Genomic DNA, 23,117 nt, shown 5'->3' with positions numbered 1-23,117 from the left:
TCCGTACGGATACCGGGAAAACATCCGGGCGCCGCCGCCACGGTCTGTCACGGATATGATCCCGCTCACCTACGGAATCCCATCTCCCCCATTAGCGGGGCATGTTCTGCGAAATGCATCAATACGGACACACCGCACTCACCCCCTCTGACACCCCATCAGCGGACCGCTGATTTTCCGCCGAATCGATGTCGTATCGTCACAGGGGCGCCCTCGCCGGAGAGCCGCGCCGACGCCAGAGATTCCAGGAGCCACCGTGACGCAGCAGGTGCCGCAGGTCCCGCCGACCGAGACCGCACTGACCGGAGTGCGCAACTTCCGTGACGTGGGCGGACTCCCCACCGCGGACGGACGGCGCACCGCCTTCGGCAGGCTCTACCGCAGCGGCCACCTGGCGCACGCCAGCGCCGAGGACGCGCTCTTCCTCGGCGGGCTCGGGCTGCACACGGTCTTCGACTTCCGCAACTCCGCCGACCACAAGCTCGACGGGTACGACATCGAGCTGGCCGGTGTCCGTAATGTCAGCATTCCGCTCTCCGACCCGGCCGACGGAGCCGAGTTCTGGCGGCTGGTGCGCGACGGGAACATCGAGCAGCTGCGCTCGATCCTGGCGAACGGCAGGGGCACCGAGCGCATGCTGACCATGTACCGCTCGACCATCGTGGACCGCACCGCCGAGCACAGCCGGGTGCTGCACGCCCTGGCGGAGGACAGCGTGCCGGCCCTGATGCACTGCGCGGCGGGCAAGGACCGGGCCGGTCTGTCGATCGCGGTGTCGCTGCTCGCGGTCGGCGTCGAGCGCGAGGCGATCGAGGCGGACTACCTCAAGTCCAACGATCCGCACCGCCGGTACAAGGTGAAGCGCTCGGACATGTCCGAGACCGGGATGTCCGCCGAGGTGATGGAGCTCCTGAACCCGCTCTTCGGGGCGGAGGCCGCCTATCTCGCGGCGGCGTTCGCGGCCATCGACGAGACCTGGGGCACGACGGACCGCTATCTGGCGGAGGGGCTGAAGGTCTCCCCCGAGACCCGGGAGCGGCTGCGCGAACGCCTGCTCGACCAGGGCTGAGGCATCGGCGCCGGGCGATCAGCACGGAGGCATCAGGGCCGATGGATCAGCCCCGCGATCACTCCGCGCCCGCCACCACGAAGAGCAGGTAGAGGAAGGCCGCGATCACATGGCCGACCACCAGGTAGGCGAAGAGCCGGATGATGAGACCGCGCGGCATCCGGCGTTCCTGGGTGTCCTTCGTGGCCTTGGGGTTCCTCGGGGTCAGCGGGTCGTAGCGCTCGGAATCGGACATGACGGTCCTCTCTGCCGGCCTCGCGGCCGGGGAACGAAGGGGTCAGCGCGCGTGCAGTGCGTTGCCGAGGCAGAGCTCGGCCGCGGGGCTCTGCAGCAGGGAGTGGACGAAGAGCAGCTCCGCCCCGCCCCGGTCCAGGGCCGCGATCCGGTGCGGGGTGAGCGAGTCGAAGTGGGCGCTGTCGCCCGGTTCCAGATCGTGCACGGTCTCCCCCAGCGCGACCCGCAGCCGCCCGCCGAGGACGTACAGCCACTCCTCGCCCGGGTGCACCCGCACCAGGTCGCCCTGGGCTCCGTACGGGACGCGGACCCTCAGCGCCTGCATGGCGCGGCCGGAGCCACCGGCCCTGCGGTACATCCAGCCGTCGGCCTCGGCGCCCTCGAAGGCGCCGCCCCGGATGATCGCCTCCCGCTCGGGCGGTTTCTCGCCGAGGAGCTCGGAGACCGTCGTACCGTAGATACGGGCCAGCCCGAGCAGCATGGGCAGCGAAGGCTGCCTGCGGCCCGTCTCCAGCCGGGAGAGGTGGGCCGGGGAGAGTCCGGCCCGCTGGGCCGCGGTCTCCAGGGTGAGACCGCGCCCGCGGCGCAGGTCGCGCAGTCGGGGTGCGACGCCGGGGAGCTCGTCGGCCACCCCTTCGTCCGGAGGATTCATGTCTCCATTGGGCCAGGAACTTTCCTCCGGGGCAAATAATTTGCCCCGGAGGCAAAAAGTCAGCGGTTGGCGACCGCCTGTTTGACGAGGGTCCGGCCGAAGTCCCACATCAGGCCGCCACCGCTGTGCGCGTCGTCCATGACCTCCGTGAACGCCGACACGAAGCGGTCCACCTCCGCCTCCCCGATGATCAGCGGCGGAATCAGCTTGATCACTTCCAGGTGGTCGCCGGAGACCTGGGTGAGGATCCGGTGCTTCTGGAGCAGCGGCACCACGACCATCTGGGCGAAGAGACCCTTGCGGGCCGCCTGGAGCATGGTCCAGCGGCTGCGGAGCTTCAGCGAGGACGGCCGGCCGAACTCGATGCCGATCATCAGCCCGCGCCCGCGCACCTCGTGCAGCAGCTCGTAGCGGTCCACCAGCGCAGCCAGCCGCTCCCGCAGGAGATCACCGGTGCGCCGGGCATGGGCGACGGTCTCCTCGTCCTCCATCACCGTGAGCACCGCGAGCCCCGCCGCCATCGCCTGGGCGTTGGAACCGAAGCTCGCGGAGTGGACGAGGACCCGGTCCATCGAGGAGTAGACCTTGCGGAAGATCCAGTCCTTGCCGAGCGTCGCGCCGACCGGCACATAGCCGCCGGAGAGCGCCTTGGCGACGCAGACGAGGTCGGGCTCCACGCCCTCCTCGTGCTGGTAGGCGTAGAAGTCCCCGGTCCTGCCCAGACCGGTCTGCACCTCGTCGGCGATCAGGAGAGCCTTGTGGCGGTGCAGCAGCTCCTGCGCCTCGCGCAGGAAGCCGGGCGGCGCGGCGTGCACCCCCTTGCCCTGGACGGGCTCGACGATCAGCGCGGCGACATCCCCGCGCTTCAGCTCCCGGCGCAGCGCGTCCAGGTCGCCGAGCGCGATCGGGGTGTCGGGCAGCAGCGGGGCGAAGCCGTCCCGGAAGCCGCTCTCGCCGTTGACCGAGAGGGAGCCGGTCGTCAGCCCGTGGAAGGCGTGGGCGCAGTACAGGACGCGGGGCTTGCCGGTGGCGTACCGGGCGAATTTCAGCGCCGTCTCGACCGCTTCGGTGCCGCTGTTCCCGAAGAAGACGCGGTCCAGGTGCGGGCTGTGGCCGAGCAGCTTCTCGGCGAGCAGTCCGGGCAGCGGCTGGCAGTCGAAGCGGGTGAGGTCGGCGAGCTGGGCGTCGAGCACGTCGTGCAGGGCCTTGCGCACGACCGGGTGGTGCCGGCCGATCCCCATCACGCCGAACCCGGCGAGCATGTCGAGGTAGTCGTTGCCCTCCGCGTCCCAGAAGTACGCCCCCTCGGCCCGCTCGTAGACCTTGTCGAAGCCGATGGTGTGCAGCATGCGCGGCAGCTGGTGGTTGAGGTGGCGCGCATGCAGCTCGTACCGCTCGGCCCCGCGCTCCGCCAGGAGCCGTCCCAGGTCGAAGCCCTGGGGCCCGCCGTCCGTCATCGCCCGTACTTCTCCTTCGGTACGTTCCGGGGGGCCGGAGCGACCGGCCCCCTCCCGTCACGGTGTCACCGGTTGCTGGTGATGGTCTCCCGGGCCGCGCGCAGGGACTCCTTCAGCGACCCCATGGTGGCGAGCACCGCCGTGGGCTCGTATCCGCAGTGCGCCATGCAGTTGGCGCAGCGCGGGTCCTTGCCCCGGCCGTACTTCTCCCAGTCGGTCTCCTCGATGAGCTGGCGGTACGTCGGTACGTAGCCGTCGCTCATCAGGTAGCAGGGCCGCTGCCAGCCGAAGAGCGAGTAGTTGGGGATGGCCCACGCGGTGCAGGCGAAGTCCGCCTTGCCCTCCAGGAAGTCCAGGAAGAGCGGCGAGTGGTTCAGCCGCCAGCGGGCCCGGTTGCCGCCCGCGAAGGCCTTCTTGAAGAGTTCGCGGGTCTGGTCGACGCCGAGGAAGTGTTCCTGGTCGGGCGCCTTCTCGTACGCGTAGGCGGGCGAGATCATCATCTCGTCGACCTTGAGGTCGTCGTTGAGGTAGTTGAGGACCTCGATGATGGTCTGCGGGGTGTCGGTGTTGAAGAAGGTGGAGTTGGTGGTGACTCGGAAGCCGCGCGCCTTGGCCTCCTTCATCGCGGCGACGGCCTCGTCGAAGACGCCTTCCTTGGCGACCGATTCGTCGTGCCGCTCGCGGAGTCCGTCGATGTGCACGGCGAAGGCGAAGTACGGGGACGGGGTGAACTTGTCGAGCTTCTTGCGCATGAGCATCGCGTTGGTGCAGAGGAAGACGTACTTCTTCTTCGCGACGAGCTGGCGCACGATCTCGTCGATCTGCGGGTGCATCAGCGGCTCGCCGCCGGCGATGGAGACCATGGGGGCACCGGATTCGAGGACCGCACCCACTGCCTGTGCGACCGGCATGCGCTGCTTCAGGACACCCGCCGGGTGCTGGATCTTCCCGCAGCCCTCGCAGGCGAGGTTGCAGGCGAACAACGGCTCCAGCTCGACGATCAGCGGGAACTTCTCACGCTTGCGGAGCTTCTGTTCGAAGAGATACGTCGCAACCTTGATGGACTGACGGAGCGGCATGGCCATCTAGCTCACCTCCTGGGGAGCAGTAAAGATCGGTGCCATTCGTAGAAAGCCGGTAGGACGGCTCGGAGCACGCGGAAGGCTGATATTCCACCGCGTACCGTGCCGATGCGGACGAGCTCATGCTCTGGAGCGTCCACGACCACCCGGACGGCCGCAACCGGGCGTGGTCCGTGGCACAGGGCGGTACGCAGTGTCGCGGCTGATTCCATGTCCACCGCGATGGCCCCGGTGGACCGCAGCGCGGCCCGCTCGGGGCCGCGTACGACGTGGTCGGAGCCGGTCAGCGGACCGGTGTGGACCCGGCTGCCGGGGGCCGCCCTGGCCAGGGCGGCGACCAGCAGCCCGGTGCCGGTGCAGGGGGTGGCGCCGTCCGCGTCCCGGGTCTCCTCGGCGACGACCAGGTCCCCGGGGTGCATCCCGGGGGCGAGGCCGGCGCAGAAGCCGGAGGCGATGACGGCGGCGTCCGGTAGGCCACCGGGGGCGAGGGCCGCCGCCACGGCCGCCTCCGCCGCCCGGGGGCCCATGCCGGTCCGCAGGACCCGCACCGGGCCCCCGGGGCGCTTCCCGCTGCGCAGGGCCAGCTGCTCGATGCCCAGCGCGCAGGCGACGAGCAGCGGCGCCTGGGGGGCCGCGGGCCCCGGTGCGCCGGCCATCAGGCGCCCTTGGCCGCGCCCGTACGGTCGGCGAACGGGTCGCCGTACGCGTAACGCCCGAGTGCCGTGAGGGGGAAGACCTGGCGGTAGAGGTGGTAGTTGATGGAGAAGTCCCAGGGGAAGCCGGTGCCGGTGAAATACGGCTCGTCCCAGGAGCCGTCGGCCTGCTGGGCCCCGGTCAGCCAGGTCACCCCGCGGGCGACGGCCCGGCTGTCGCGGCGGCCCGCGGCGAGCAGGGCGAGCAGCGCCCAGGCGGTCTGGGAGGCGGTGGACTCACCGTGCCCGATCCACTTCTCCTCCGTGTACGAGCGCAGGTCCTCGCCCCAGCCGCCGTCGTCGTTCTGCACGGACTCCAGCCAGGTCACCGCGCGGCGGATCGAGGGGTGCGCTGCGGGCAGTCCGGCGGCGACCAGTGCGGGCACCACCGACCCGGTCCCGTAGACGTAGTTGACGCCCCAGCGGCCGAACCAGGCGCCGCACGCCTCCTGTTCGGCGAGCAGCCATTCGATGCCCCGCCGGGTACGGGGGTGGCTGCCGAGCCCCTCGACGGCGAGCATCTCCACCACGTGCCCGGTGACATCGGCCGAGGGCGGGTCGATCACCTCGCCGAAGTCGCAGAACGGCAGGCGGTTGGGGAAGGGGCTGGTGTTGTCGGCGTCGAAGGCGCCCCAGGCCCCGTTGCGGGACTGCATGCCGAGGTTCCAGCGCACCCCGCGTTCGATGGCGGCTTCCAGCCGGGCGGGGTCGGGGTGGTGCACCCGGCGCAGCGCCAGGACGACTTCGGCGGTGTCGTCGATGTCCGGGTAGTTGTCGTTGTGGAACTCGAACGCCCAGCCCCCAGGGGCGAGTTCGGGTCTCCGTACCGACCAGTCGCCGGGCCGGGTGATCTCCTCGGCCAGCATCCAGTCGGCGGCCCGCACCAGTGCCGGGTGGTCGGGTCTGAGTCCGCCGTCGACCAGGGCGATGGTCGCCAGGCAGGTGTCCCAGACGGGCGACTGGCAGGCCTCGACCATCCGGGCACCGTCCTCGCGGTGGACGGCGAAGCGGTCCAGCGAGGCCAGTCCGGCCTTCATCACCGGGTGGTCCAGGTCGTAGCCGAGCAGGTGCAGGGCGATGACGGAGTAGACGGCCGGCGGCTGGATGCCGCCCCAGCAGCCGTCGCTCTCCTGGCGCTCGATGATCCAGCGGGCCGCCACGTTCATCGCGATCCGGCGCAGCGGGCGCGGGGCGAGCCGGTGGTAGAGGTGCAGCCCCTTGTCGAGGCGCTGGAAGAGGCCGTCCCAACTGGCCGCCGGGGCAAGCTTCCTGGGCGGGTTGGGGTGGGCGGGGTCGGTGTGCAGCTCGTCCAGGGCGAAGGGCGCGGGCCGCACGGGGCGCTTCGCGGAGACGATGGTCAGCGGAACGATGGTCTGGCGGGCCCAGCAGCCGAAGTCGTAGATGTTGAGCGGGACCCACTTGGGGAAGAACATCAGCTCGGGCGGGAGTTCGGGGAGGTCGTCCCACTTCCACCAGCCGAACAGGGCCAGCCAGATCCGGGTGAAGACGCGGGCGGCCGCGATGCCGCCCTGCTCCCTGATCCAGGTGGCGGCGCGGGCCATGTGCGGCTCGTCGGGGCGGTCCCCGGCCAGTCGCAGGGCCACATAGGCCTCGATGGTGGCGGAGAGGTCGCTCGGTCCGCCGTAGAAGGTGTTCCAGGTGCCGTCGCCGAGCTGTTCGCCCCGGATGAAGAGGGCGGCCGCACGGGTGGTCTCCGGGTCCAGGATTCCGAGGAACTGGCGCAGGAGGAGGTCCTCGGCGTCCATCGTGACGTTGGTGGCCAGGTCGCCCTTCCACCAGCCCTGCTCGTCCTGTCTGCCGAGGAGGTGCTCCACGGAGCGTTCCGCGGCCCGCCGCGCGGCTTCGAGCACGTCGTCCGCGGCGGTGGTCGTGTCGGCCGGATGTCCCGCCGGGGGTGCGGAGAGGTTCGCGGCCCCGGTGGATCCGTCGGTCGTCGCTGTCATGAGCTTCCCCTTACGTGCAGTGGTTTCTCTGCTGTGCTGGGGTCTCCGTCGGCCGACGCCCCTTGGTCAGGGCGTCGGCCGGCGACTGCGAGTCATATACGCGTGCTGATCATCTCTTCCGCACCACCACGAAGTCCGCGAGCGCGGTGAGCTGCTCCCGTACCTGGTGCGGCATGTCGACCCCGTGCAGCGCCTCGATGGCGACCGCGTGCTGACGACGGGCTTCCTGGGCGGTCCACTCGCGGCCGCCCGCCTCCTCGATGAGCGCCGCGCGGGCGGCGAACTCCTCTTCGGAGAAGCTGTCGAAGTCGCTGCTCTTGGCGTCGGCCGCGAGCAGTTCGCCGAGCCGCTCGGAGGCCGGGCCGCCCGCGGCGAGCGCGGCGACGACCGGGAGGGACTTCTTGCGCTGGCGCAGGTCGCTCCAGGTCTGCTTGCCGGTGGCCTCCGGGTCGCCCCAGATGCCGAGCAGGTCGTCGACGGCCTGGAAGGCGAGGCCCAGGTGGTAGCCGTACGCCTCCAGGGTGTCGGCGGTACGGTCGTCGGCACCGCCGAGCACCGCGCCGATGGAGACCGCGCAGGCCAGCAGGGCGCCGGTCTTGTTGCCCTCCATCTCCAGGCACTCCTCGACGGTGACCCGCTCGCGGTGCTCGTAAGAGATGTCCTGGGCCTGCCCGTCGATGAGCTTGCGGGTGGCCGAGGTCAGCCGGCGGGCGGCGCGGCCCGCCTCGACCGTGCCGAGCTCCAGCAGGACGTCGTACGCCAGGGCGAAGAGCGCGTCGCCGACCAGGATCGCCTGGGCGGGGCCGTGCACCTTCCACACCGTGTCGCGGTGGCGGCGCTGCTCGTCGCCGTCCATCAGGTCGTCGTGCAGCAGCGAGAAGTTGTGTACGAGTTCGACGGCCACGGCACCGGGGATGCCCGCCTCGGAGGGGGCGCCGGCCACCTCGGCCGACAGCAAGGCGAGTGCGGGGCGCACGGCCTTGCCGCCGTCACCGTCCGAGGGCCGTCCCTCGGCGTCGATCCAGCCGAAGTGGTAGGCCGCGACGGTGTCCATGGGCGGCGCCAGCCGGTCCACGGCAGCCCGCAGCACCGGCGCTGACAGGGCTCGTCCGCGCTCCAGAAGCGCGGTGACATCCGTGGTCTGCGCCACGGTGTCGGAAGCCGGATTCGCCGGGGTCACTGACTCTCCTTCTGTTCCGGTGGTAATGCTCATGCCGCCTCCTGCAGCGGATGTCCATGGGGCCGGCCGAGGTCGTTGAGGGCCGCGTCGGCGGCCTGGAAGCCGCTGCGCACCGCACCCTCCATCGTCGCGGGCCAGCCGGTGGCGGTCCAGGCGCCCGACAGATGCAGTCCGGGCAACCGTGTACGGGGGCCGGGGCGCAGCCGGCCGACGCCCGGGGCGGGGGCGAAGGTGGCGGTGCGCTCCCGGGTGACGAAGAAGTCCCGGACACCCGCACCGCGTGCGGCGGGCAACAGCCGCTCCAGCTCGGGCAGGTAGCGGGTCCGCAGCTCGGCCACGGGGAGGTCGATCTCGTCCTGGGCGGCGGACTGGGAGACCGCCAGATACTGCCCGGGGCCCTTCAGCCCCGAGGAGTGCGTGCGGTCGAAGACCCACTGGACCGGGGAGCCGATGGCGGCGAAGAACGGGCGGCGCAGCACCTTGCGGTCGTAGACGACGTGCACGTTGAGGATGGGTGCGTTGTCGATGTCGAGGAGCAGGTCCGGTTCGTCCAGGGCTCCCGCGGGCAGCAGGTCGTGCGTCTCGGTCTGCGGTACGGCGAGCACGACGGTGTCGGCGGTGATCCGCTCCCCCGCCGTCTCGACGCTCCAGCGGCCGTCCTCGGTGCGGGTGAGGGAGCCCACCTTGGCGCGCAGTTCGGTGCGGACGCCCGCGGTGTCCAGGGCCTTGCGGGCGAGGGTGTCGTGCAGCTCGCCGAGGGGCACGGTGGCCCAGCCGATGTCGGCGGCGCCGGGCTCGGAGAGCAGGCCGGTCTTGAAGACCTTGGCGGCCAGGGCCATGGAGGCGTTGGGGGCGGTGGCGTTGAGGGTGGCGACGCCGACGAGGTCCCAGAGCGCCTCGATGGTGCGGTCCGACTGGCCGTGCTGCCTCAGCCAGGTGGCGAAGTCGATGCGGTCGAGGGCCGGGTCGGCGGGGTCGAGGCGGCCGAGCGCGAGGGCGGCGCGGCCGACGTTCGCCTTCTCCTTGAGGGAGAGGTGCGGGTAGGCCGCCAGGCCGCCAGCGAGGTGGAGCGGTACGGGCAGGCCGGTGCGGCGCAGCCGTCCCAGGCGGGGTCCGGCTTCGCGGCCGACGTCCAGGACGGGCACGTCCAGGCGGTCCTGGAGCGGGGCGAGGTGCGCGCCGTCGACGCGGTCGAGGAACCAGCGGTAGCCGGTGCAGCAGCGCAGATAGACATGCTGACCGTTGTCGACGGTGAGGTCGCCGCGCTGGAAGGAGAAGGCGAGGCCGCCGAGGCGGGGCCGTCCTTCCAGCAGGGTGACGTCGAGTCCGGCGTCGGCCAGGCGGAGGGCCGCCGTGATGCCGGCGAGTCCGCCTCCGACGACGACCGCGACGGGGCGCGGGGTCTCGTCGCTCATGCCTGCCCCTCTCGCCCGGTTGTCACGGATCGCCGGGTGGTCACGGATCGCCGGGCCGCCCCGGAAGGAATCGTCGCAGTCGTGGACGCGTAGGGCCACCGGAGGGTTGACCGGGCGCCGGAGCCGCCGGGACGCATCAGCTCCGCCCCCTGGAGGTCAGCCGGGAGACATGGCGGGCGTCCAGGCCGGAGAGGCCGCGCACCGCGACGTACGCCTTCTCGTGGCCGGGCAGCGAGACCCGGCCGCGCAGCACGGCCTCCGGGTCGCGTTCGATCCGGTCCAGCAGGCGGCGGTAGATCCCGGCCATGGCGGCGACGCAGGCGCCGCTGCGGCGGTCGAGCATCGGCAGCAGGCGGTACCCCTCGGCGAACAGGGCGCGTGCCCGGCGCACCTCGAAGTGGATGAGGCCCGCGAAGTCGGAGCCGGGCGGCGGCGTGGAACGGTGGAATCCGGCGGAGCAGCCGAACTTGGCCAGGTCGTCGGCGGGGAGGTAGGTCCGCCCGTTGCCGGCGTCCTCCCGGACGTCACGCAGGATGTTGGTGAGCTGGAGGGCGAGGCCGAGGGTGTCGGCGTACTCCGATGCCCGCTCGGCGCTGGGTGCGCCCGGTTCCGTACCGAAGACGCCGAGGCTGAGGCGTCCGATGGCCCCGGCGACGCAGCGGCAGTAGGTCTTCAGGTCGTCCCAGGTCTCGTACGTGGCGCCGCGGACGTCCATCAGGACGCCGTCGATCAGCTCGTCGAGGCCGTCGAGCGGCAGCGGGAAGCGGCGGGCGGCGTCGGCGAGGGCGACGGCCACCGGGTCGGTGTCGTCCTCCTCGACCTTGCCGTGCCTGATCCGGTCGAGCAGGTCACGGGTGCTCTCCAGCCGGGTCCGCTTGGTGCCCGGGTCCAGCTCTCCGTCGCCGATGTCGTCGACGCGACGGGAGAAGGCGTACAGCGCCGACATGGCCTGCCGCTTCTCGTACGGCAGCAGTCTGATGCCGTAGGCGAAGTTCCGGGCCTGCTGTCCGGTGACGGCCTCGCAGTAACTGTATGCGGCCTGTACCGGCGGCGACATGTACGTCGTCTGTCCCTCCACGGTCCGGCTCACCCCTCTCTACGCGCTCTTCGCAGGACGACTGCGACTTCGCGCAGCATGGTGGGCTTGGTGGGCTTGGGCGGCCCGGGCAGTACGTCGAATCCGGCGGCCGAGACCGCCGCGAGGGCGGCGCGGCCGCCGCCGACGAATCCGGCGAGCAGGAGCTTGAGTCTGCCGTCGACACTGCCCACCAGGGGGATGCCTTCCTTCAGCAGCTCGCTCGCGCGTGCCGATTCGTAGGCGATCAGGGCACGGACCGAGGCGCCCGCAGACGGCCGGGCCAGGTCGGCCTCGGTGACCCGGAAGCGGTCCATGTCCTCGGCGGGCAGGTAGATCCGGTCGCGTCCGAGGTCCTCGGCCACGTCCTGGAGGTGCTCGACGATCTGGAGCGCGGTGCAGACCGCGTCCGAGAGGCGTACGCGCTCCGGGCTCGTGGTGCCGGTGAGGGCGAGGACCAGACGGCCGACCGGGTTGGCGGAGAGCTCGCAGTAGGCGGCGAGCTCCCCGTAGGTGGCGTAGCGGCGGACCTTCTGGTCCTGCCGGTTGGCCTCGATCAGGCCGAGGAAGGGTTCGGGGGTGAGCGCGCGGCGCCGCACGGTGGGGCGCAGGGCGCGCAGCAGGGGGTGGCGCGGCTCCTGGCCGGTGGTGGCGAAGACCCGGTGCAGGTCGGTCTCGAACGCGTCGAGCATGGCGAGCCGGTCGTCGCCCTGTTCCGGGTCCAGGCCCAGGTGGCGGGCGTCGGCGCCGCCGGGGGCGAGGTCGCCGTCGCCGATGTCGTCGACGAGCCGGGCGTAGCCGTAGACCGCCATCAGGTCGTCGCGCCAGGCGCGGGGCAGGAAGAACGGGGCCACGGGGAAGTTCTCGTCCGCGGCCTTGCCGAGCGTGGCGTCACCGGTGCGCGCCTGCGGGGTGGAGGTCACTGCGGACCGCCCGGCGCGGGGACGGCGAAACCACGTCGGAGCTGGAGATTTTCCGTCATTGCCGTCACATCACCCGTTCTACACTGCTGATCCAAAACATCCCTTTTCGGACACGCCGCTCGTTCTTCCGAGTGCACTGCGGCACAGCGGGCGAAGCGCCGGGGGCGTATCGCCCCACTTGCCATGAATCAGCACCGCTACAGCTTACGTTGTACAGCTCACAGGGGTGCGGCGGGGTGGAGCGCCCGCGGCGCGGACACCGCACCGCTTGTCAACCTTCCTCGTACGCCGGTGGATTGACGTCATCCGCCGGGAGGAGATCGCCCGCGCAGGCGTACTGCGGGTGGCCTCCGCCGCCCCCGCACACCGCAGTGGCCCCCACCGGAAGCGGTCCGGCGGAGGCCACGGTCGGCTGCGGAGCTACTTGCCCGTCTCGCGTTCGTACGCCTTGAGGACTTCCTCGGTGGGGCCGTCCATCAGGAGCTCGCCCTTCTCCAGCCAGAGCGCCCGGTCGCAGGTGTCCCGGATCGACTTGTTGTTGTGGCTGACCAGGAAGACGGTGCCCGCCTCCTTGCGGAGCTCGCGGATCCGCTCCTCGGAGCGGACCCGGAACTTGCGGTCACCGGTGGCCAGCGCCTCGTCGATCATGAGGACGTCGTGGTTCTTGGCGGCGGCGATGGAGAAGCGCAGGCGCGCCGCCATGCCGGAGGAGTACGTCCGCATCGGCAGGGTGATGAAGTCGCCCTTCTCGTTGATGCCGGAGAAGTCCACGATCTCGCGGTAGCGCTCGCGGATCTCGTCCCGGGTCATGCCCATGGCCAGACCGCCCAGCACCACGTTGCGCTCGCCGGTGAGGTCGCTCATCAGCGCCGCGTTCACGCCGAGCAGCGAGGGCTGGCCGTCGGTGTAGACATGGCCGGACTCGGTCGGCAGCAGGCCGGCGATGGCCCGCAGCAGCGTCGACTTCCCGGAGCCGTTGGTGCCGATGAGGCCGATGGCCTCGCCGCGGTAGGCGGTGAAGGAGACACCGCGGACGGCGTGCACCTTCCTGACCCCGCGCGGCTCGCCCTTGCCGCGGCGCATCATGCGGCTCAGCGCCGCGGTGGCGCTGCCCCGCCCGCCGCCGGTGCCGTTCACCCGGTAGACGATGTGGACATCGTCGGCGATGACCGTGGGAATCCGTCCCTGCGTGTTGTCCTCAGCCACGGCCGTACCGTTCCTCTGCCTTCCAGAAGTACACGAATCCCACGACGCCCAGCAGCACGGCCCAGGCCAGGCCGACGGCCCAGACGTGGTCCGGCAGGTTCTCGGAGCCGTATCCGTCGATCAGGGCGAAGCGGACCAGGTCCATGTAGATCGCCGCCGGGTTGTACTGCAGCACGTCGGCGATCCAGGCCGGCTTGTCCTTGAGCATCACCGGGATGGAGAACATGACGCCCGAGGCGTACATCCAGGTCCGCATGACGAACGGCATCAGCTGCGCGAGGTCGGGGGTCTTGGAGCCGAGCCGCGCCATGACGAGGGCCAGGCCGGTGTTGAAGAAGAACTGGAGGATCAGGGCGGGGATCACCAGGAGCCACGAGAGCGAGGGGTAGCTGCCGAAGATGATGGCGACCGCTACCAGCACGATCATCGAGAAGAGCAGCTGCTGGAGCTGCTGGAGCGAGAAGGAGATGGGGAGCGAGGCCCGGGGGAAGTGGAGGGCCCGGACCAGTCCGAGGTTTCCGGAGATCGACTTGACGCCCGCCATCACGGAGCTCTGCGTGAAGGTGAAGACGAAGACGCCCGTGACCAGGAACGGCACGAAGACCTCGTGGGGGATCCCCTCCCTGGTCCCCAGGATCAGCCCGAAGATCAGGTAATAGACACAGGCGTTCAGCAAAGGCGTGACCACCTGCCACAGCTGGCCCAGTTTGGCCTGGCTGTACTGCGCGGTCAGCTTCGCCCGGGAGAAGGCCAGGATGAAGTGGCGCCGGCCCCAGAGCTGTTTCATGTATGCGAACAGCCCCGGCCGGGCGCCGCTCACGGTCAGGCCGTACTTGGCGGCCAGCTGGGCCGCGCCGAGGCCCTCGTCGGCGGACGGAGGGGTCCCGAGGGCTACCCCACCGTCGTGGGTCGTGTCACTCACAAGTTGAAACTCTCGTCTTCACGCGCAGCCAGTCGCGGGCGCGGCTCAGGCGGACAGGTCCCGGAAAGAAAATACGCCTCATGCTCTCAGAGGAAAGCCTCTCAGATGACCGGAGGTCGGCCCAGCCTCGTCAGCCGCCACACCGTACGCCACTTCATCGGGCGCCGGGGTCCGCAGGGCGTCGACCAGCCTTCCCGGAAACCGCCGAACCATGCCTTCAGCGCGGGTGGCGACGGGCGTCTGACCAGGGTGAGGAGCAGCCAGACCCCCACGTAGAGCGGGACCAGTGGGGCGGGCAGGTTCCGGCGGGCGAGCCAGACCCGGTTGCGGGCCACCATGCGGTGGTAGACCGCGTGCCGGGAGGGGGCCGTGGTGGGGTGGTTCAGCACCATGTCGGCGCGGTAGTCGATCATCCAGCCCGCGTCCAGCGCCCGCCAGGCGAGGTCCGTCTCCTCGTGGGCGTAGAAGAACTCCTCCGGCAGCGGGCCGACCTCGGCGACCACCCGGGTGCGTACGGCGTTGGCGCCGCCGAGGAAGGTCGTCACGCGCGAGGAGCGCATCGGGTCGGCCGCCCGGAGCCGGGGCACGTGCCGGCGCTGGGTGGCGCCCGTCTCCGGGTCGGCGATCCGGAAGGTGATGATGCCGAGCTCCGGGTCCGCCTCGAACGCCCGGCGGCAGAGCTCGGCGGTGTCCCGGTTCGGCAGCAGCCCGTCGTCGTCGAGGAAGAGCAGGGCGTCCACGTCCGCGCCGGAGGGGCCGAACGCCTCGATGCCGACGTTGCGGCCGCCGGGGATGCCGAGGTTCTCGGGCAGTTCCACGGTCCGTACACCGGCCGGGACGTCCGGGACCGGGGCCCCGTTGCCGACCACCACGACCTCGATGCGGTCACCGTCCTGCGCGGTGACCGAATCGAGGAGGGCGCGGAGCTCGTCGGGGCGGTTGCCCATGGTGATGATCACCGCGCCCAGTTTCATGGGAGAGGTCACTTCAGCCTGCTGGACGCCAGGACGGACACCAGGTGCAGCAGGGTCTGCAGCAGCGCGATGCCGGCCATGACCGCCACGGTCAGGCGGGTGTAGAAGAGGTCGCCCCCGATCGCGTCCACGACGGCCACCACGAGGATCACCAGCGAGGCCTCGATGCCGAGGATCAGCCGGTGGAACTTGAGCGCCCCGGCCGCCCGGCGGGCCAGCGCCATGCCGGAGGAGCGCGGCTCGGACGCCGCCTCCTTGACCGGCGGCAGCCCGCCCTGGTGGCGGGCCACGCCGACCAGGTCCGTCTCGGCCTTGATCAGGATCGCGCCGAGGGCGGCGAGGGTGCCGAGGAACGCCCAGAGCCAGTCGATCCGGCCCTCGCCCCAGATGTCGGCGGCACGCAGGCCGAGGCCGACGAGCACCGCCGCGTCGCACAGGTAGGCGGCGACCCGGTCCAGGTAGACGCCGCTGAGCGAGTACTGCTTCTTCCAGCGGGCGAGCTCGCCGTCCACACAGTCGAACAGCAGGTAGAGCTGGACCATCACCACGCCGAGCACGGCGCCCCAGATGCCCGGCACCAGCAGGGCCGGGGCGGCCAGCGCGCCCGCCAGCGTCATCACGTACGTGACCTGGTTGGGGGTGACCCGGGTGTTCACCAGGTAGCGGTCCACGCGCAGGGAGACCTCACGCATGTACATGCGGCCGGCCCAGTGCTCGCCGCTGCGCCGGTCCTTCACCCCGGGGGGGTGCACGACCGGACGGAGTTCAGCTACTGATGGTCGAGGCATAGTCGGCGTACGCGTCCCTGATCTGGTCGGTGGACAGGTTGAGGTGCTCCAGGATCGTGAAACGTCCCGGCCGCGTCTGCGGCGCGTAGTCGACGGCCCTGACGAACTCGTCGACGCTGAACCCGATCTCCTCCGGCAGGACCGGCAGACCGTGGCGGCGCAGTATCGATGCCATCAGGAGGGACTCCTGGCGGGCACCGCGCAGATGCATGGCGAAGCAGGCGCCGAGGCCGACCTGCTCGCCGTGGCTCGCCGCCCGCTGGGGGTACAGCAGGTCGAAGGCGTGGTTGATCTCGTGGCAGGCGCCGGACGCCGGACGGGAGTCGCCCGCGACCGACATCGAGATGCCGGTGAGCACGAGCCCCTCGGCCAGCACCTTGAGGAAGGCGTCGTCGCCGACCCCGCCGGGGTGGCGCAGCACGGCCTCGCCGGCCTGGCGGGCCATCGCGGCGGCCAGGCCGTCGATCTCCTCGCCGTTGACCTCGTGGGCCAGCTCCCAGTCGGCGACGCAGGAGATGTTGGAGATCGCGTCGCCGATGCCGGAGCGGACGTAGCGGGCGGGCGCCTCACGGATCACGTCGAGGTCGATGACCACGGCGATCGGGGTGGGCACCCCGTAGGAGCCGCGCCCGTTGTCGTTGTCCAGGGTGGCGACCGGTGAGCACAGGCCGTCGTGCGAGAGGTTCGTCGCGACGGCGACCATGGGCAGCCCGACCCGCGCCGCGGCGTACTTCGCCACGTCGATGATCTTGCCGCCGCCGAGGCCCACCACCGCGTCGTACCGGTTGCCCTTGATGCCGTCGGCGAGCTTCACCGCGGAGTCGATCGTGCCGTCGGAGACGGCGTACCAGTCGGCACCCGGCAGGACCGGGGCGAGCCTCTCCCGCAGGGCGCGCCCGGAGCCGTCGCTGATCGCGATGGCGAGCTTGCCCGAGGAGGAGATCCGCTGATCGGCCAGGAGACCCGCCAGATCGTCCATGGCGCCGCGCCGGATGTCGACGACGACCGGGGACGGAATGAGCCGGGTCAGTACTGGCACGCGATCTCACGGCCCTTCTTGAGGTCGTCGTGGTTGTCGATCTCGACCCAGGTCACGGTGCCGATGGGGGCCACGTCCACGGTGAAGCCGCGGTTGACGAGCTCCTGGTAGCCGTCCTCGTAGTAGAGGTCGGGGTCGCGCTCGAAGGTGGTCTTCAGCGCGTCCGCCAGCTCCTCGGCGGCCTCGGCCTCGATGAGGGTGACGCCGATGTACTCACCGGTCGCGGTGGCCGGGTCCATCAGCTTCGTGATGCGCTGGACTCCCTTGCCCTCCTCGGTGATGACCTTCATCTCCTCGTCGGCGAGGCTCTTCTCGGTGTCCAGGGCGAGGATGATCTTCTGGCCCTTGCCGCGGGCGTCCAGGAGGGTCTTCTCGACGGAGACCGGGTGGACGGTGTCGCCGTTGGCGAGGATCACACCGCGCTTGATGACGTCACGGGCGCACCAGAGGGAGTAGGCGTTGTTCCACTCCTCGGCCTTGTCGTTGTCGATGAGCGTGAGGGTGACGCCGTACGTCGCCTCCAGCTCGGCCTTGCGCGCATAGACGGCTTCCTTGCGGTAGCCGACGACGATCGCGACCTCGGTGAGCCCGACCGCCGCGAAGTTGGCCAGCGTGAGGTCGAGGACCGTCTTGTCGCCGTCGACAGGGACGAGCGCCTTGGGGAGCGTGTCCGTGTAGGGGCGCAGACGTCGTCCTGCACCGGCTGCCAGTACGAGGCCGATCATGCGAGTTCTCCTTCGTCGTGTACGGCGGGGGCCGAGGAGGACACCCAGAAGCGGATGGACTCCACGAGCACCACCAGAGCCACGGCCACCGCGAGGGCGGTGAGAGCCGTGGTGAAACCTGAGGTGTGGGTGAGTACGGCGGCGAGGACGGCCACCAGCGCGGTGCGGCCCTCGTGTCCACTCATCGTCCGCACCAGCCACTGGGGCGGCGCGCCGGTGCCTCCGCGAATGCGGTACACCGTGTCGTAGTGATGGTAGGCGACGGCCGAAACCAGCCCGAAGGCCGCCGGAACGGCGTGCGGGACGTCGCTGCGGGCCGCCAGCACGAGGATCGTGACGTACTCAGCGGCCCGGAACAGCGGCGGCACGAGCCAATCGAGGGCGCCCTTGAGCGGGCGGGCGACGGAGAGGCCGGAGAGGACCACGTACACCGCGGCGGCGGCCACGGTGAGCCAGCTGCCGTACGGGAGGAAGAGGGCTCCGCCGACCATCACGAGGGTGCCGAGCAGGGCGACGGCCGGGGCCGTGAACGTGCCCCGGAGGCCGGGGGCGATGGCCGCGACGGCCTGGGCGAGCGGGCCGGAGTCGGCGAGGTCGGCCAGGGCCTGCGCGGCGCGGTCGGTGCGGCTCGCCCTGCGGGTCAGCGAGCGCAGGAGGCGGCCCGCCGTGGTGTAGCAGGCGGCCAGGGAGCAGCCGACGAGCAGGGCATAGAAGACGATGCGGGGGGTGGTGAGCGCGGTGAGCACCGCGATCATGGCCCAGCGCTCGCCGATCGGCAGCACGATCATCCGGCGCGCCCAGACAGTCCAGCCGACGCTGTCGAGCTTGTCGGAGAGGGCGGCGGTGGGGCTGGTGTTGGCGACCGCGTCGTGGTTGGCCTCGTTGAACGAGAAGTCCACGACATGGCGGCAGGCCTGGAGGACCATCGCGCCGAGCGCCAGGACCCAGACGTCATCGCCGCCGCGGACGGCGCCGATGGCGAGCCCGGCGTAGTACGCGTACTCCTTGGCCCGGTCGAAGGTGGCGTCCAGCCAGGCGCCCATCGTGGAGTACTGCAGCGAGTAGCGGGCGAGCTGCCCGTCGGTGCAGTCCAGCACGAAGGAGACCAGGAGCAGGATCCCGGCGGCGACATAGCCGCCGCGGGTGCCGGTGGCCGCGCAGCCGGCCGCGATGAGCGCGGTGATCAGCGAGGCGGTGGTGACCTGGTTCGGGGTGAGGTTGCGGCGGGCGCACCAGCGGGCGATGTAGCGGGAGTAGGGGCTGATCGCGAAGGTGGTGAAGAAGCCGTCGTGTGCCTTGACCGCGCTCCGCAGCCGTACCGCCTCGTCGTCGACCGAGGCGACGGCGGCCGCCGCTGCGGCCTCCTGCTCCGGGTCGGTCGGGACGGCCGCGACCAGCGAACCGAGGGCGGGGCGCTGTACGGCGGTGCCCTCGGCCTCCAGTGCGACGGCGATGCGGCCGGGGACGGTGCGGTCCTCGGGTGCGGGGTCGGTGTCGGGGTCGACGACGGGGGCGCCCACGCCGACGGCGGCCGCGGTGCGGTGCAGCGCGCGCAGCAGCGCCCCGCGGGCCTCGGGCCGGGCGGTGAGCGCACCGGGGACGGTGGCGGCGGGGAAGCGCGGGTCGGTCAGTCCGAGCCGGAGTGCGTGGACGTGGCCCACGAAGCGCGGGTCGACGAGGGCGACCCGGCGGCCGGCCGGGACGGCGGCGAGGAGTGCTGCGGCGTCACCGGCGTCGACGGCGGTGAGCACATCGAAGCCCAGGGACCTCAGATCGTCCGTGAGCGACGAGCCGGGTACCGGCGTACCGGTGAGGATGGCGGTCGACAGACGAACTCACTCCTTGGCACTGACGGTGGACGACACACGGCAGCACGGCCACAAGACGGGCCGGCGGCGTGTCGGCTGAGGCTATCGGATGAACGGAAGGCCGAGTTCACCACCCGTTTGTGCGCCGTTCGGGTGGACCTGATCGGGCCGGTTCCGTCCGCGGTCATCATGATCGATCGGTACCCCGGGCCACAAACCGCCGGTCGGGCCGGGGTGGGTCGGCCCTTAGGCTGACTGCCATGACATGGCTGATCACAGGCGGGGCGGGATACATCGGGGCACATGTGGCGCGGGCCATGGCCGGGGCGGGAGAGCGGGTCGTGGTGCTCGACGACGGCTCGACGGGTGTCGTGGACCGGCTGCCGGAATCCGTCACGCTGGTGGAGGGCTCGGCCTCGGACCGGGCGCTGCTGGACCGGGTGCTGGCCGGGCACGCGGTGAGCGGTGTGGTGCATCTCGCGGCGAAGAAGCAGGTCGGCGAGTCCGTGGAGAAGCCGCTGCTGTACTACCGGGAGAACATCGCCGGGCTGGGCGTGCTGCTGGAGGCCGTGGTCGCGGCGGGTGTGCGGCGCTTCCTCTTCTCGTCGTCGGCGGCCGTCTACGGCGTACCGGATGTGGAGCTCATCACCGAGGAGACGCCCTGCCTGCCGATCAACCCGTACGGCGAGACCAAGCTCGCCGGGGAGTGGTTGGTGCGGGCGACGGGGAAGGCGCACGGGCTCTCCACCGCCTGTCTGCGGTACTTCAACGTGGCGGGTGCGGCGGGGCCCGAGCTGGCCGACACCGGGGTCTTCAACATCGTCCCGATGGTCTTCGACCGGCTGACGCGCGGTGAGGCGCCCCGGATCTTCGGGGACGACTACCCGACGCCCGACGGCACCTGTGTCCGTGACTACATCCATGTCGCCGACCTGGCCGACGCCCACCTCGCCGTGGCCCGGAAGCTGGCGGTGCGCGAGGGCGGGGATCTGACGCTGAACATCGGCCGGGGCGAAGGCGTCTCGGTACGGGAGCTGGTCGATGTGATCCGGGAGGTGTCCGGGCACCCGGTGGAGCCGGTCGTGGAACCGCGCCGTGCGGGGGATGCGGCGAAGGCCGTGGCGTCGGACGCCCGGATGGTTCAGGAGCTGGGGTGGACGGCCCGCCGGGACGTCCGCTCGATGGTGGAGTCGGCCTGGGAGGGCTGGTGCCTGCGTCACCCCGAGGCCCGCGCAGCGGCTCGTCCGTGATCATGGCCGGCCGCCGCGCCGAGCAGCGTCCGTGATCACCTGGGGGCTCTGACCTGCGGAACGTTTCCGCAGGTCAGGGCACATGACAACGGTGTTCAGTGCCGTGTTGCCCGATACCCCCCACCCGTAGTTCACTGGCCTGGTCGGGCGGTTTCGCCCCGGCGCCGTCGCACGGACCTGGAGGCGTTTCGCATGGGGGCTGGCCACGATCACGGGCACACACACGGCGGGCCGCCCCCGACGGGCACCGCGGCCGCCGCGTACCGGGGCAGGCTCCGGGTCGCCCTGGGGATCACGCTGAGCGTGATGGTCATGGAGATCGTCGGCGGGGTGCTCTCCGACTCGCTGGCCCTGATCGCGGACGCCGCCCACATGGCCACCGACGCCCTGGGGCTCGGGATGGCGCTGCTCGCCATCCACTTCGCCAACCGGCCCGCCGGGCCGAACCGCACGTTCGGCTTCGCCCGCGCCGAGATCCTGGCGGCGCTCGCCAACTGTCTGCTGCTGCTGGGGGTCGGCGGCTTCCTGGTCTTCGAAGCGGTCGACCGGTTCATCACTCCCGCCGAGACCAAGGGCGGCCTCGCCATCGCGTTCGCCGCCGTCGGTCTGGTGGCCAACATCGTCTCCCTCTCTCTGCTGATGCGCGGACAGAAGGAGAGCCTGAATGTGCGCGGCGCCTATCTGGAGGTGCTGGCCGACACCCTGGGCTCGGTCGCCGTGATCGTCGCGGCCGGCGTCATCATGGCGACCGGCTGGCAGGCCGCCGACCCGATCGCCTCCCTGGTGATCGGCCTGATGATCGTCCCCCGGACGGTGAAGCTGCTGCGGGAGACCCTGAACGTGCTGCTGGAGGCGGCGCCCAAGGGTGTGGACATGGCGGAGGTACGGGCCCACATCACGGCGCTCCCCGGTGTGCTGGACGTCCACGACCTGCACGCCTGGACGATCACCTCGGGGATGCCGGTGCTCTCCGCACATGTGGTGGTGCGCCAGGAGATGCTCGACTCGATAGGGCACGAGAAGGTGCTGCACGAGCTGCAGGGGTGCCTCGGGGACCACTTCGACGTGGAGCACTGCACCTTCCAGCTGGAGCCGAGCGGTCACGCGGAGCACGAGGCGCATCTCTGCCACTGAGCGCCACCGGACGCCACCGGGCGGGGCGCGGCGGCGGTGCTAGGGTGATTTCGCTGAGACGTTCGAGTCTCGCGGTGGACGGCCCGGGTGGACCGGGACCCTTTCGAGAGGAGCTGAGGTTGATGACGGTCGCGACGACGCCTTCCCGGCGCGGCAATCGGTCCTTCCTCATCTCCCGGGTTTCCGGCTAGGTCCACCTCTTTTTTCCGGATCGGGCCGGAGCCCTCACACACAAGGGTTCCCACGTTGACCGACCACACCGACGCCTCGCGCACCGAGGCGTTCTTCACCCTGCACCACCGTCTTCCCCGGCAGAGCCCCGGCTCCGACGCGACCACGCGCCGGCTGCTCGCGGCGGCCGGCCCCCTGCCCGACCGTCCGCGCGTCCTCGACCTGGGCTGCGGCCCCGGCCGTGCCGCCCTGCTGCTCGCCGCCGAGGCGGGCGCGGAGGTGACCGCGGTCGACCTGCACCAGCCGTTCCTGGACGAGCTGCGCGATTCGGCCGAGGCGCGCGGTCCGGGCGACCGTATCCGTACGGTCCGCGCCGACATGGGCGACCTCACCGGTCCGGAGTTCCCTGCGAGCTCCTTCGACCTGGTCTGGGCCGAGGGGTCCGCGTACTGCATCGGGTTCGCCACCGCCGTACGCGACTGGCAGCGGCTGCTCGCCCCGGGCGGCGCCATGATGATCTCCGAGTGCGTCTGGACCACGGACACACCATCGGCCGGGGCGCGCGGCTTCTGGGACCGCAACGGCTCCCTGCGCACCCTGTCGGAGACCACAGCGGTGGCCGTCGCCGAGGGCTGCACGGTCGCGGAGGTGCTGGTCCAGCCCGACAGCGACTGGGACGAGTACTACGTCCCGCTCGCCGAGCGGATCCGGAGCGCCGACCCGACGGCTCCCGGCATGGAGTGGGCGCTCGCGGCCACCCGTGAGGAGCTGGCGGTGCGGCGTGACCACGGCGCGGAGTACGGCTACGCCGCGTACGTGCTGCGCCCGGCCGATCCCCGCTGGGCCACCCGGCCGGAGGCGGCGGCGGACCGGGAAGCCGTGCACGCGGTCAACACGGCCGCGTTCCCGACCCGGGAGGAGGCCGACCTCGTGGACGCGCTGCGCGCCGACGCCGACGCCTGGCTGCCCGGTCTCTCGTACGTCGCCGAGGCGCCGGACGGTTCCCTGGCGGCGTACGCGCTGCTGACCCGGTGCCGGGTCGGTGACGCCCCGGCGCTCGCACTGGCCCCGGTGGCCACCTCGCCCGCCCATCAGCGGCAGGGGGCCGGGCAGGCCGTGGTGCGGGCGGTGCTCGATGCGGCCCGGGTGCGCGGCGAGGCGCTGGTGGTGGTGCTCGGGCATCCCGACTACTACCCGCGCTTCGGCTTCGGACCGGCCTCCCGCCACGGGATCCGGCCGGGATTCGAGGTGCCGGACGAGGCGATGATGGCGCTGGTGCTCGACGGTTCCGTCCCGGTTCCCGCGGGCATGATCCGTTATCCGGCGGCCTTCGGGGTCTGACGCCCCGTCCGCCCCG

21 protein-coding genes are annotated in these 23,117 nt (G+C 71.3%); 4 read left to right on the top strand and 17 right to left on the bottom strand.

The genetic code is table 11. The features are described from left to right. Nucleotides 1-256 precede the first annotated feature (256 nt). A complete protein-coding gene (locus IE264_RS10340; RefSeq protein ID WP_015612713.1) occupies nucleotides 257-1,069 on the top strand; it encodes a tyrosine-protein phosphatase in 813 nt (270 codons plus the stop codon). 58 nt (nucleotides 1,070-1,127) lie between these two features. On the opposite strand, the gene IE264_RS10335 is transcribed toward IE264_RS10340, so the two are convergent. The 17 genes from IE264_RS10335 to IE264_RS10255 all read right to left on the bottom strand — a co-directional run bounded on the left by IE264_RS10335 (nucleotide 1,128) and on the right by IE264_RS10255 (nucleotide 19,148). Beyond that, nucleotides 1,128-1,304, bottom strand: coding sequence for a DUF6126 family protein (locus IE264_RS10335; RefSeq protein ID WP_015612712.1), 177 nt, complete (start codon nucleotides 1,302-1,304; stop codon nucleotides 1,128-1,130). A gap of 42 nt (nucleotides 1,305-1,346) precedes the next feature. Then, nucleotides 1,347-1,955 carry a helix-turn-helix domain-containing protein gene (locus IE264_RS10330; RefSeq protein WP_015612711.1) on the bottom strand — a complete coding sequence of 203 codons (609 nt, stop codon included), beginning with the start codon at nucleotides 1,953-1,955 and terminating at the stop codon, nucleotides 1,347-1,349. A gap of 59 nt (nucleotides 1,956-2,014) precedes the next feature. Next, the gene (locus tag IE264_RS10325) at nucleotides 2,015-3,412 is read right to left on the bottom strand and encodes an aspartate aminotransferase family protein (protein WP_032756889.1); all 1,398 of its coding nucleotides are present in this window, start codon (nucleotides 3,410-3,412) and stop codon (nucleotides 2,015-2,017) included. Between the two features lie 65 nt (nucleotides 3,413-3,477). Next, nucleotides 3,478-4,497: an adenosyl-hopene transferase HpnH gene (hpnH, locus tag IE264_RS10320; protein ID WP_015612709.1), complete on the bottom strand. Its 1,020-nt coding sequence runs from the start codon at nucleotides 4,495-4,497 to the stop codon at nucleotides 3,478-3,480. Nucleotides 4,498-4,502: 5 nt separating this feature from the next. Beyond that, the gene (locus IE264_RS10315) at nucleotides 4,503-5,150 is read right to left on the bottom strand and encodes a phosphorylase family protein (protein ID WP_015612708.1); all 648 of its coding nucleotides are present in this window, start codon (nucleotides 5,148-5,150) and stop codon (nucleotides 4,503-4,505) included. Then, entirely contained in the window at nucleotides 5,150-7,150 is a 2,001-nt protein-coding gene (shc, locus tag IE264_RS10310) for a squalene--hopene cyclase (RefSeq protein ID WP_032756890.1), read from the bottom strand. The genes IE264_RS10315 and shc overlap by 1 nt, the downstream gene beginning before the upstream one ends. Nucleotides 7,151-7,259: 109 nt before the next feature. Continuing rightward, nucleotides 7,260-8,363: a polyprenyl synthetase family protein gene (locus IE264_RS10305; protein ID WP_051821812.1), complete on the bottom strand. Its 1,104-nt coding sequence runs from the start codon at nucleotides 8,361-8,363 to the stop codon at nucleotides 7,260-7,262. After that, the gene (hpnE, locus tag IE264_RS10300; protein ID WP_032756892.1) at nucleotides 8,360-9,745 is read right to left on the bottom strand and encodes a hydroxysqualene dehydroxylase HpnE; all 1,386 of its coding nucleotides are present in this window, start codon (nucleotides 9,743-9,745) and stop codon (nucleotides 8,360-8,362) included. The genes IE264_RS10305 and hpnE overlap by 4 nt, the downstream gene beginning before the upstream one ends. Nucleotides 9,746-9,881: 136 nt before the next feature. Continuing rightward, entirely contained in the window at nucleotides 9,882-10,802 is a 921-nt protein-coding gene (hpnD, locus tag IE264_RS10295; protein WP_190167619.1) for a presqualene diphosphate synthase HpnD, read from the bottom strand. Nucleotides 10,803-10,831: 29 nt separating this feature from the next. Then, complete coding sequence (gene hpnC, locus IE264_RS10290; protein WP_015612703.1) at nucleotides 10,832-11,743, bottom strand: squalene synthase HpnC; 912 nt, start codon at nucleotides 11,741-11,743, stop codon at nucleotides 10,832-10,834. 420 nt (nucleotides 11,744-12,163) lie between these two features. Further along, nucleotides 12,164-12,949, bottom strand: a complete 786-nt coding sequence (locus IE264_RS10285; RefSeq protein ID WP_015612702.1) for an ABC transporter ATP-binding protein — start codon at nucleotides 12,947-12,949, stop codon at nucleotides 12,164-12,166. Next, nucleotides 12,942-13,871: an ABC transporter permease gene (locus IE264_RS10280; protein ID WP_015612701.1), complete on the bottom strand. Its 930-nt coding sequence runs from the start codon at nucleotides 13,869-13,871 to the stop codon at nucleotides 12,942-12,944. Before IE264_RS10280 ends, IE264_RS10285 begins: the two co-directional genes overlap by 8 nt. A gap of 101 nt (nucleotides 13,872-13,972) precedes the next feature. Continuing rightward, the gene (locus tag IE264_RS10275; RefSeq protein WP_015612700.1) at nucleotides 13,973-14,845 is read right to left on the bottom strand and encodes a glycosyltransferase family 2 protein; all 873 of its coding nucleotides are present in this window, start codon (nucleotides 14,843-14,845) and stop codon (nucleotides 13,973-13,975) included. 8 nt (nucleotides 14,846-14,853) lie between these two features. Beyond that, a complete protein-coding gene (locus IE264_RS10270; RefSeq protein ID WP_015612699.1) occupies nucleotides 14,854-15,633 on the bottom strand; it encodes a CDP-alcohol phosphatidyltransferase family protein in 780 nt (259 codons plus the stop codon). After that, on the bottom strand, nucleotides 15,611-16,672 hold the full coding sequence (locus IE264_RS10265) for an iron-containing alcohol dehydrogenase family protein (RefSeq protein WP_015612698.1): 1,062 nt from the start codon (nucleotides 16,670-16,672) through the stop codon (nucleotides 15,611-15,613). The genes IE264_RS10270 and IE264_RS10265 overlap by 23 nt, the downstream gene beginning before the upstream one ends. After that, nucleotides 16,660-17,397 carry a phosphocholine cytidylyltransferase family protein gene (locus IE264_RS10260; protein WP_015612697.1) on the bottom strand — a complete coding sequence of 246 codons (738 nt, stop codon included), beginning with the start codon at nucleotides 17,395-17,397 and terminating at the stop codon, nucleotides 16,660-16,662. The genes IE264_RS10265 and IE264_RS10260 overlap by 13 nt, the downstream gene beginning before the upstream one ends. Then, entirely contained in the window at nucleotides 17,394-19,148 is a 1,755-nt protein-coding gene (locus tag IE264_RS10255) for a DUF5941 domain-containing protein (RefSeq protein WP_032756895.1), read from the bottom strand. The genes IE264_RS10260 and IE264_RS10255 overlap by 4 nt, the downstream gene beginning before the upstream one ends. Before the next feature lie 317 nt (nucleotides 19,149-19,465). Here IE264_RS10255 and galE point away from each other — a divergent pair, with 317 nt between their 5' ends. The 3 genes from galE to IE264_RS10240 all read left to right on the top strand — a co-directional run bounded on the left by galE (nucleotide 19,466) and on the right by IE264_RS10240 (nucleotide 23,101). Then, nucleotides 19,466-20,455: a UDP-glucose 4-epimerase GalE gene (gene galE, locus IE264_RS10250; protein WP_015612695.1), complete on the top strand. Its 990-nt coding sequence runs from the start codon at nucleotides 19,466-19,468 to the stop codon at nucleotides 20,453-20,455. 192 nt (nucleotides 20,456-20,647) lie between these two features. After that, nucleotides 20,648-21,589 (top strand): cation diffusion facilitator family transporter, encoded by a 942-nt coding sequence (locus IE264_RS10245; RefSeq protein ID WP_015612694.1) that lies wholly within the window; start codon nucleotides 20,648-20,650, stop codon nucleotides 21,587-21,589. Nucleotides 21,590-21,835: 246 nt separating this feature from the next. Continuing rightward, entirely contained in the window at nucleotides 21,836-23,101 is a 1,266-nt protein-coding gene (locus tag IE264_RS10240; protein ID WP_032756896.1) for a bifunctional class I SAM-dependent methyltransferase/N-acetyltransferase, read from the top strand. Nucleotides 23,102-23,117: the final 16 nt, after the last annotated feature.

Source organism: Streptomyces microflavus (genome assembly GCF_014650075.1).
GTDB lineage: Bacteria > Actinomycetota > Actinomycetes > Streptomycetales > Streptomycetaceae > Streptomyces > Streptomyces microflavus.
This window is presented reverse-complemented; position numbering and strand designations above follow the sequence as displayed.